8 protein-coding genes and 1 tRNA gene are annotated in these 10,563 nt (G+C 28.9%); 4 read left to right on the plus strand and 5 right to left on the minus strand.

Annotation, left to right across the window (positions count from 1 at the left end; all coding sequences use genetic code 11):
- Positions 1 to 716: 716 nt before the first annotated feature.
- A tRNA-Sec gene (locus tag WBG30_RS06870) sits at positions 717 to 813 on the minus strand.
- Between the two features lie 177 nt (positions 814 to 990).
- On the opposite strand from WBG30_RS06870, the gene WBG30_RS06875 reads away from it, so the two are divergent.
- The gene (locus WBG30_RS06875; protein WP_424503911.1) at positions 991 to 1,755 is read left to right on the plus strand and encodes a GTP pyrophosphokinase; all 765 of its coding nucleotides are present in this window, start codon (positions 991 to 993) and stop codon (positions 1,753 to 1,755) included.
- A gap of 114 nt (positions 1,756 to 1,869) precedes the next feature.
- Complete coding sequence (locus WBG30_RS06880) at positions 1,870 to 2,802, plus strand: TRM11 family SAM-dependent methyltransferase (RefSeq protein ID WP_424503904.1); 933 nt, start codon at positions 1,870 to 1,872, stop codon at positions 2,800 to 2,802.
- Positions 2,803 to 3,242: 440 nt separating this feature from the next.
- Here the strand turns inward: WBG30_RS06880 and WBG30_RS06885 are convergent, their stop codons facing one another.
- Complete coding sequence (locus WBG30_RS06885; RefSeq protein WP_424503905.1) at positions 3,243 to 3,731, minus strand: thioredoxin family protein; 489 nt, start codon at positions 3,729 to 3,731, stop codon at positions 3,243 to 3,245.
- 136 nt (positions 3,732 to 3,867) lie between these two features.
- On the opposite strand from WBG30_RS06885, the gene WBG30_RS06890 reads away from it, so the two are divergent.
- Positions 3,868 to 4,509 (plus strand): murein L,D-transpeptidase catalytic domain family protein, encoded by a 642-nt coding sequence (locus WBG30_RS06890; RefSeq protein WP_424503906.1) that lies wholly within the window; start codon positions 3,868 to 3,870, stop codon positions 4,507 to 4,509.
- Positions 4,510 to 4,567: 58 nt separating this feature from the next.
- On the opposite strand, the gene WBG30_RS06895 is transcribed toward WBG30_RS06890, so the two are convergent.
- Positions 4,568 to 6,649: an alpha-amylase family glycosyl hydrolase gene (locus WBG30_RS06895; protein ID WP_424503907.1), complete on the minus strand. Its 2,082-nt coding sequence runs from the start codon at positions 6,647 to 6,649 to the stop codon at positions 4,568 to 4,570.
- Positions 6,650 to 6,739: 90 nt separating this feature from the next.
- Entirely contained in the window at positions 6,740 to 8,980 is a 2,241-nt protein-coding gene (gene gltA, locus WBG30_RS06900; protein WP_424503908.1) for an NADPH-dependent glutamate synthase, read from the minus strand.
- 427 nt (positions 8,981 to 9,407) lie between these two features.
- Here gltA and WBG30_RS06905 point away from each other — a divergent pair, with 427 nt between their 5' ends.
- A complete protein-coding gene (locus WBG30_RS06905) occupies positions 9,408 to 9,602 on the plus strand; it encodes a hypothetical protein (RefSeq protein WP_424503909.1) in 195 nt (64 codons plus the stop codon).
- A 333-nt stretch (positions 9,603 to 9,935) separates the two neighbouring features.
- Here WBG30_RS06905 and WBG30_RS06910 read toward each other — a convergent pair.
- A partial coding sequence (locus tag WBG30_RS06910; RefSeq protein ID WP_424503910.1) for a hypothetical protein occupies positions 9,936 to 10,563 on the minus strand: 628 nt, incomplete at its 5' end.

Here is a 10,563-nt window from a genome sequence, read left to right on the forward strand (position 1 = left end):
CCTATATCTCCATATCCTCTACTGGACTTTTACATTATTTATCGTTGTTTTGCTCACGTGTGTGTAGCTTTCTTTGGATTTCACACTGGATTATCTTAAAAGCTCCTGTATAATTCTTATATATATCCCTCTAAAAAGCATGTCTCATAGCTATACTTCAAACTACGTACACTATCTTCTTATAATTTTCTATATGATTAGTTTCCTTCCTCACTAATGATACCTCTTTCTTTTTATGAAAGCAATTTTAAATAATTATGTATATATCAATGCTAATTTTCATATATTTAATAATATTTGGAAATAGATCCGATTACAACAATACATACTGTTTTACCTACAAAAATAAGAATATTTTTAATGATGAGATCTCAGACAATAAACTATTCTATTCAAGCAGAGATTACGAGGGTTGGGAATAATTAGACAATCCCCTCTAGATCGGAATTAAGCACTGGTAGGGTAAGATAGCAACAAAGGTACTAAGAGGATAACTTTCTTTTCATCTATCAATATACGAATGTCTTCGTGTAAGTCTTCTGCTTCTTTTAGAACTTTCTCCTTGTTTTCCTCTTTCTTTCGTAAAGACAGAGGATATAGCTAGATACACCTTTAGCTCTCGCTTTCTCCTTCTTTATTAAAGAAGGAGAATCAGAAAGAGAAAGTTCTATTTTTTTATAAAAAAAAACACCCCTTAGGATGTTTAACATTTATATTGGCGGAAATATGTGGGAATCGAACCCACCCATGACGACTAAACGCCAAAACACGGTTTTGAAGACCGGTAGGCACACCAGTTACCTATCTACTTCCAAAAAGATTATACTACAAAATCTAGAAAAATGCACCCCTTTTTTTTTTTTATGCTATACTTTGATTGTAAGTTGACGTCTTATTCGACTTTAACCCATATAAAACAAAGGTTAGTTAACTTAAAATAAAATTAAAAAAATATTATTATGGAGTGAAAAAATAATGAAAAAAGTGAAAATACATAAGTTAAATAAAGAAGAATTTTTTAAAACCTTTGACATTTCAGATGAATATTTTATCTCTACAGGGTTAGAGTGGGATAATTTAAGTGAAATCTACGCTGATTATTGTAAAATAGTACCTCTATTAGAAAAAGAAGCTGAGCATATAGTATCTAAGTTAATAGATGTACCACTTGTTCATTCTGTAAGAAGAAGGGTTAAAGAGCCTAGCCATCTAATTGAAAAAATTATTAGAAAAGGAATAAAATATAAAACTCTAAATATCAATGTAACAAACTATATAAAAATTGTTACTGATCTAATTGGTATAAGAATTCTGCATTTATTCAAAGATGACTGGATGAATTTGCATAAAAATATCACAGATATTTGGGAAACCAAAGAGATCCCTCAACTAAATGTAAGACGTGGTGACTACAACATGCAAAATTTAGAAGATGAATTAAAAGATATCGACTGTGAGGTTATCATAAGAGAATATGGTTATAGGTCTGTACATTACCTTATTGGAGCCCATATCTCCAAAACTAAAGAAACCTTTATAGAGATTCAAGCTAGAACAGTATTTGAAGAAGCTTGGAGTGAGATAGATCATATTATCAGATATCCATACGATACAGATAATCCTATTTTGACTGAATATCTTGCTATTTTTAATAGAATAGCTGGAAGTGCCGATGAGATGGGAATGTTTATAAAAAAATTAAAAGCTGAAGTTGGGAACAGTGGTAAAAGAGAGTTAGATTTAAAATTTAAATAAGATAAATTTTGTAGATTAGAGCTTTTTTATTAAAAGCTCTTTTTTTATATCTATGATATAATACTGTACAAATAAAAAGCAATAGGACATTATACCTAAATGGAGTTGAACAAAATGAAAGAACAAAAAAAATTTATATATATAATTAACTATCCTACATTTGAAGAAGAACTTTGCATGTTAGAGATGAGATCTATTTTTAATACCGAGCCAAAGGATAAAATTTTAATATCTAATATAGATTTCAACCCCTCATATAGTACCTTTATTAAAAGTAGATTAGAAATTTTACATGAAGAACAAAAATTTGAAGACATTTTAAAAAAATTAGAAAAAGATATAATAACACTAGAAAAATTTAAATTAGAGTTTATAAAAGCCTTAAAAGCAGACGTACCTTATAATGAACGTTTTAAATATTTAAGTGCAATTGGAGATAGAATTATTGGAGTTCCTGATATTAAATCTCCTAACTTAATTTTAGCCTTAGGTAAATACGACGAAAAATGGTTTTTTGGTATCCATGAAAAAAATGATAATCTATGGATTACCCATGAAAAAAAACCTTGTAGTTATTCTAATTCTCTCAGTGTAAGAGTAGCCAAAAGTATAGTAAATATAGCAGCCAGTGGAAATAAAAATACAAAAATTATAGATCCTTGTTGTGGAGTAGGAACTACCATTGTAGAAGGACTGTCTATGGGCTATAAAATTTGTGGGACTGAAATCAGTGAAAAAAATACAAATAACGCCAAAAGAAACCTCGGGTTTTTCAATCTTGATCCTAAAGTTACCCACCAAGATATGCATACAATAAAGGAAAGTTATGACAGCTCTATAGTAGACATCCCCTACGGATTATTTAGTCATATTACCAGAGATCAACAACAAAATATAATAGATACTGCCAGACGAATCTCTAAAAAGATGATCCTTGTAACCTTTGAAGATTTAGATTACATGGTTGAAAAATCAAATTTTAAGATAATCGATAGATGTGCAGTTACCAAGGGAAGTTTTAAAAGATATATCTTAGTTTGCGAGTAAAAGCAACGTGAAGTTATATCTAGAGAGAACTCATAGGCTCAGGGAGTATCGAAATAAATCTAAAAATAAACTCAAAAACAGAGATAATTCTAAAAAGATAAGAATATATTAATTTAACCAAAAAATGAGAGGGTAAAACCCTCTCTTTTAACTTTTTTAGTCTATTTATATTTTTTTTATTTTTATTTTTAACTTTAAAAATCTTTTAATCCATGAAATCATATTGCACTCCTCCATAACTATCTTTTAAAAAAGTTAATTGTTATCTTTAATTAAATATAACATATTATATTAAGCTTTTCAAGAAATAATTATATTCTGAGGTTTTATTTTACCATATATCTAAAAAAAAATTTATTTTTTAATCTAAAATTTTCTATAACTTCATAACTCCCTTTCAATTCATAAAAAATAAAGAAAAATAAATTATTTTTGCTAATCTACCCCTTTATTAAATGGACTAATTCCAACGCTGTATCTGTAAGATAATTTCCCTTAAGGTAAGATAATTCATTTTCAGCATTTTTTTCTAATTTTTTTACACTTTTAGGTTGTTCTAAAAACAACCCTATCTGATTAAAATTTTTATCCAAAATTACCATTGTAGGAATTTTAAATTCTTCTAAATTTAGAAGAGTCATCAAATATTTTCTACCCCTTCCCATAGATATTATAGAAAGTTTAATATTATCGTTAATTTCAGTTAATTTTTTAGCCACCGTTATATTAAGTTGACAATCTGGACACCACATTTCGCCACTAGCCAAGATATAAACTTTCCCTTGAATCTCTTTAATCTCTTTAATTAGTTCTTCTGACAACTTTATTCTAGAATAATTTTTAGGAATTCTTTCAGTTTCATTTTCAGTAGCTGTCTTTATATAATTTTCAAATGTTTGTCCTACCTCAAAAAGTTCTTTAAATCTCATTTTTTCCTCCTACTAAATCTCATTTTTTCCAGTATAACATGAAAATGAAAGTTAACAAACCCCAATTTCTATCATTTATGTTATTTTTGTGATATAATTACTCAACATATGATTTAATTAAACAATGGGAGGTAAGATGAAAAAATTAATATTATTTATATCTATTTTTATGATTTACACTCTAAGTTTTAGTACTCTTATTGAGAAGAATCTTTATAAAAACTTAAATATACCAAGTTTAGATAAGAAGGTTTTGAATAGAGCCCTTGAAGGGTTATCAGAGATTAATATAAAAAATAAAGAAGTTATAACAATTATTGACTACACAAAATCAGCCAATAAAAAAAGACTGTTTGTTATTGATCTAAAAAAAGAAAAAATTATTTTCGATACCTATGTTTCCCACGGAAAAAATACAGGTGGAGAATTCGCTAAAAAGTTTTCAAACAATATCGATTCTCTTCAAAGTTCAGTTGGTTTTTTTAAAACTTCCAATACTTATATGGGGACTAATGGATATTCTATGAGATTAGATGGATTAGAAAAAGGAATCAATGACAATGCTAGAGAAAGAAATATAGTTATTCATGGGGCAAAATATGCTACAGAATCATTTATAAATACAAATGGAAGATTGGGTAGAAGTTGGGGATGTCCGGCTATTCCTCTAGATCTTACCAAAGATCTAATCAATAGTATTAAAGATGGAAGTATTGTTTATATTAATGGAGATTTAAATAATTATCAGAAAAAAACAAAGTTCTATATGAATTTTTAAAGTTTTAAGTAATATATACATTTAAAAAGGAGCTGTAATTACAGCTCCTTTTTAATTTCTATCCCCTGATTCCTAAAACTACTGTTGTATTTGCCGTAATTTTTAATGAACCATCTTTTACCACTATATCTGTATCTTTTATTGGTATAATCCCAGCTTTTTCTGAATCGACCAAGACCTCCATCTTTGCTAAAAATTCATTATCTTTTAAATTTAAAGTTTCAAAAGAAGCGTTGTGTACAACTAAAAATTTATTATATGGAATTCTCTCTATACCAGCCCCATAATTATATTCTATTGTATTGTCTAGAGTGTAGGCTATTACTCTATAGGCATTAAAATCATCTACCAATATAAATTTTAACCCTTTTTTTATATTTTCTGAAGTTGAATATCTAAAGGCATTGGCACACCGTCTTAATTTTATTAAACCACCACAATAATTATTTATTCCTTTAAATAAACTATTATCTTTCCTTGTCCATCTAATTTGATTTACAAAATCAGAAGAAGAATAACTATTTTCATGATAATGAGTTATATTTCCAATATCATCATCGAAATTAATAAATTCTGATGTATGAGCCCTATCTGCTTCAGGGTCTTTCGGCTGATGTATGGCTCCTAGTGGCTTTGTAAGGCCTATTTCTGTCCCACCTTGGAGGATTACCTTCCCTTGGGAAGTAAAGAGCATTCCTAAACTAAACTTCACTAGACGAGCTCTCTCTATCATAGTTCCATCATAGGATAAATTAATCTTATCCCAAAGGGTGAAACCATCATGAATTGAAAGATACTGCAAAGTTTCATTTGGAGAATAAGCAAACCTATGATAAAGGTCTATACTTACTGATTTATTATAATAATCTATTATATTACCTATAATTCCTGCTCTACAAACATCTGTAATTGGAAAATCATAATTACCTTGAATAAATCCTTTTTCATGAATCTTTCCTAAATAGGAATCTCTAGTACTATCATTGAAAACTGCTAAATCTATATTATGAGGATAGTTGGCTATATGTCCTTTGACAGGAGCTTCGTTAATAGGAAGATCGGTAAAATTCCAAGCTTCTCCTTGTAATATTATATTATCTCCTACAGCTTTTCTAATCTCTATCATAGTATCTATATCCATAAATCCCATAAGATCAAATCTAAATCCATCTATCCCATATTCATCTATAAAAAACTTTAGTGAATCAATAATTAATTTTCTTACCATGGGGTTTCTACTTTCTAGAGTTGGTCCTGCTCCTGTTCCACCAGAGATACTCTCACCAAACATACGGTAATAAGATCCCGGTGTTAAATTTTCGAATATATCCCAATTATAAGTATGATTATAAACTACATCCATAATAACTCCAATTCCATTTTCATGGAGTTTATTCACCAAATTTCGTAGTTCTTTGATTCGACCATATGGGTTTTCTTCATCTGCCGCCAACCACCCCTCAGGTGTAAAATAATTATGCGGATCGTATCCCCAATTATATGACGAACCTAATTCATTATATCCTTTATTTCCTTCATCTACAGTAAAATAATTTTGTATAGGTAAAAATTGAACATGGGTAATTCCTAATTTTTTTAGGTGTTCTATTCCTTCATCATATTCATAAAAAGCCTTGAAAGTTCCTGCATCTTTTATATCTATGCCTATGGTGAAATCCCTTATATGAATCTCATAGGCTACCATGTCTGTCGAAGAGCCTAAATTAGACATACCAATACTCCTTGGCTTAATTCCGGCTTCCTCCGAGTCTAGAGACACTATAGCTCCTCTTCCTATATTATTTATATCTTCATTTGGTACAAAACTTGCCATAGATTTAGCATAGGGATCCAAAGCATATTTTTCAGTTCCATCCATATGCTTAACTTTAAAATCATAAAAAAACTTATCCAAATTCAAATAACCAGTTTCCCTCTCTTTTAAAATAATACTCCAGACATCATCCTCTAATTTAGTCATATTTTTAGAAAAAATAAGTCTCTGTGAATCATGTTTAGAATATAAATTTAAAAGAATATTTTTTATGTTAGGAGCCCAAACTTTTATTTTTGTGGTTCCATCTTCTTTAAAAGTAACTCCTAAATCATCACCTTTATATAAAAATTTTCTTAGATCCATATCCTGCCTCCTAATTTTTAATAACTTATACAAAAGAAGCCAGTTTATACAAACTGACTTCTTTTTTGTACTATAATTTATTCTAAAAAATTAATTTTTTCCTTTAATATATTCATCTATTTCATGGGCTGCATCTTTTCCTGCTCCCATAGCTAAGATTACTGTAGCAGCACCTGTTACGATGTCTCCTCCAGCGAAAACCCCTTCTCTAGATGTTGCTGTTTCTTTATTTTCCATAGTTTGGATTGTATTCCATCTTGTTAATTCAAGATCTTTAGTTGTTCCTGTTACTAGATCATTTGGCATAGTTCCAATTGACATGATAACTGTGTCAGCTTCTATAACAAATTCAGACCCTTCTATTGCTTGTGGTCTTCTTCTTCCACTATCATCAGCTTCCCCTAATTCCATCTTAATGCATTTTAATCCTGTTACTTGACCAGTTTCATCCGCTATTATAGCAATAGGATTAGTTAATAAGTTGAATTCAATTCCCTCTTCCATTGCATGTTCTACTTCTTCATGTCTAGCAGGAATTTCATCTTCACTTCTTCTATAAACGATACGAGAATCTGCTCCTAATCTCTTAGCAACTCTAGCAGCATCCATAGATACGTTTCCTGCTCCTACTACTGCTACTTTTTTACCGATAGTTGTAGGAGTATGGTAACCTTCCTTATTTCCACCCATTAAGTTTACTCTAGTTAAAAATTCGTTAGCTGATAAAACTCCTAATGAATTTTCCCCTGGAATACCCATGAATCTAGGTAACCCTGCTCCACTTCCAATAAATACAGCATCGTACCCTTCTTCTAATAATTCATCTACAGTAGTTGTTTTCCCTACTACTACATTTGTATGAAAATTTACTCCTAATTTTTCGATTCTTCCAATTTCGCCATTTACAACGTCTTTTGGTAATCTAAATCCTGGAATACCATATGTTAATACTCCACCTAATTTATGTAATGATTCAAATACATCTATTTCATATCCTAAAGTAGCTAATTCTGCTGCTGCTGCTAATCCTGCAGGTCCACTTCCTATTACTCCTACTTTCTTCCCATTTTTAGGTGTAGAAGTTACTTCTAGATTTTTTAAGCTCCAATCCCCTACAAATCTTTCTAATAATCCGATTGCTACTGGTTCACTTTTTATACCAACTACACAAGATCCTTCACACTGCTTCTCTTGAGGACATACTCTTCCACATACAGATGCTAATTTTGTATACTTAGCTAAAACTTCAGCTGATTTCCCAACTTCTATATTTTTTAATTCTTTAATAAATCCTGGAATATCAATTCCTACAGGACATGATGACACACATCTAGGGTTTTTACACTCTAAACATCTCTTAGCTTCTCTTACTGCTTCATCTAAAGTAAGTCCTAAATTAACTTCATCAAAACATTTACTTCTACCTACTGCCTCTAACATTCTTGGCTTAGCTCTTTTCTTTGGATCTGTTACTTCGTCATGGTCGATAGGACAATTTTTATTTTCTCCATGCTCTAATTTATTTTCTTTTTTCATTCTAAGTCTATTTTGTGCTTCATCATAGTCTACTTTATGACCGTCAAATTCAGGACCGTCTACACAGGCGAATTTTACTTCTCCATCTATAACAACTCTACAAGCTCCACACATTCCTGTACCGTCTACCATTAATGGATTTAAACTTACTGTAGTTGGTATATTTAATTTTTTAGTTAATAAAGCTACAAACTTCATCATGATCATAGGTCCGATTGCTACTACATGATCATATTGTTTCCCTTCATCTACTAATTTAGAAAGCATATCAGTTACTTTACCATGAAGTCCTTGAGAACCATCGTCTGTACAGACATATACATTTGGTGTTAAAGCTCTAAATTCATCTTCTAAAATAACATAGTCTTTATTTCTAGCTCCAATTATAACGTCTACTTCTATTCCTTGCTCTGAAAACCATTTAACCTGTGGGTGTACTGGTGCTGTTCCAACCCCTCCAGCTATAAAAATGATCTTTTGTTTTTTTAATTCTTCAATATCTTCATGAACAAATTCACTCATTTGTCCTAAAGGTCCAACTACATCTTGAAAATGATCCCCCACTTCAAGAGCTGCCATATCTTCAGTACTCTTACCAACAATTTGATAGATTATAGTTATAGTTTCATTTTTTCTATCATAATCACATACAGTTAAAGGAATTCTTTCACCAAATTCATCTACCTTTACTATTAAAAATTCTCCTGGCATAGCCTTTTTAGCTAATTTAGGAGCTTTAATATCCATAAGTACAATATTTTCTGACAAATACTCTTTTTTCATTATTTCAAACATGATTTACCTCCAAATTTATTATTAAAAAATACCTTTATTTGATTCCTTACTTATTTTAATTTTAATTATAAGTTATTTTTAATCTGTTTTTATAAAAAATTCACATATTAAGAATTTTTAATCGCGATTATTAAAAAATATTTCACATTTTGATAATAGCACATTTCACGTCGAATTCCAAACGTTTTTTGTAATAAAAGTCCTTTTTTTTCGAATATATATATATTAGTTCCTAATTATTATGATAATAGTATCACATTTTTTATTATCTTCACATTATATTCTTAGAGTTTCTTAATTCTAAATCAAATTATTTCAAACTATAAATTTTCTTTTCAACAACAATTAAATATGTTATTATGTTAGCAATACTTTTAAGGGTTTTTCTTTTTTGTATTTTAAAAATTAAAAGTGGGTGTTAATTAGAATGAAAACTCAAGAACAATATGAAAAACAAATTATTAAATCATTAGACAAAGTTTCGTTTGAAATGAAAAAAATTAAATTTCTTATTTTTTTAGCTAAACATATAAATAAATTAAGAAGAAGTAAATCAACAATATTAAAAATATTTATATTACTTTATAGTATTGTAATTTCTTATTTTTATTTTTTTAAATAAGAGCTATAAAGTTATTTTTATTTTCAAAATTAATAAAAACAAAAAACTCCCTTGATTATTCATAGGAAATAATAAATAAAACCATTATAAATCTTATTTTAAAAGGTTTATAATGGTTTTATTTTATGTACTATAATAAAAACATACTATTTTTATGGTTTATTGCAAGTTTTGTATAAATTCTAAAAATTAATGTAAAATAAATCAAAGAATAGAGTTTTTATCAAGATCAAAGTATGCAAAATCAGCTAATAATAAATTTATTTTTCTATCTTCATTAGTAATCATTTACTCCTCCTAATTATATTTTATTTATTCTGATTTAAACTAATTTCAAATTAGGTTAAAATTTTTGTCTCTTTTTTCTATATATTCTTTCATTTGCTTGTAGTTTTTAATCTTAAAAAAATCATTATTTAAAAATCTTGTTCTGACATAAGGACTATATTTTTTAATCTTCCCATATTTTTTTAATAAATAGTTTAATGAATATTCATTAATTTCTTCCTTAGAAGCATCTATTAACCAAAATCTAATATATGAACTATCTTCTAAATATGAATTTAGCCTGTATACTCCCTTTGCTACCTTCAAAAATACCTCTTGGTACTCTTCAATATTGTATTCTTCTAATATCTTACTAGACATATAAATAGATACATCTAGACTACTAACACTATCAAGATCCTTGTCTTTTAAAGCTTCCTCATAATTTTTTTTATCATGATATCCATTAACGGTCATGTCTAAATTGAACTCCCAAGGAATATAATCTTTTAACAATTCTTTGTAATAATGAATTACAGTATTTTTAAATTTTGTTCTGGCATAATCATCATGGATCATTCCCCCATAAAACCAAACCCCTACACCTGCTTTTGGGTCTTCCTTTAGATACCCTCCTACAGCGGGATACCATCCTCCTCCATGCGCTTCATCTCCACTATAATAATAATAAGCT

Source organism: Psychrilyobacter sp. (genome assembly GCF_049671765.1).
GTDB lineage: Bacteria > Fusobacteriota > Fusobacteriia > Fusobacteriales > Fusobacteriaceae > Psychrilyobacter.

Bases quoted from the DNA above. Each gene is read 5' to 3' on its own strand.
- WBG30_RS06880 (WP_424503904.1), top strand. From the start codon at position 1,870: ATGAAAGAACAAAAAAAATTTATATATATAATTAACTATCCTACATTT.
- WBG30_RS06885 (WP_424503905.1), bottom strand. From the start codon at position 3,731: ATGAGATTTAAAGAACTTTTTGAGGTAGGACAAACATTTGAAAATTAT.
- WBG30_RS06890 (WP_424503906.1), top strand. From the start codon at position 3,868: ATGAAAAAATTAATATTATTTATATCTATTTTTATGATTTACACTCTA.
- WBG30_RS06895 (WP_424503907.1), bottom strand. From the start codon at position 6,649: ATGGATCTAAGAAAATTTTTATATAAAGGTGATGATTTAGGAGTTACT.
- gltA (WP_424503908.1), bottom strand. From the start codon at position 8,980: ATGTTTGAAATAATGAAAAAAGAGTATTTGTCAGAAAATATTGTACTT.
- WBG30_RS06905 (WP_424503909.1), top strand. From the start codon at position 9,408: ATGAAAACTCAAGAACAATATGAAAAACAAATTATTAAATCATTAGAC.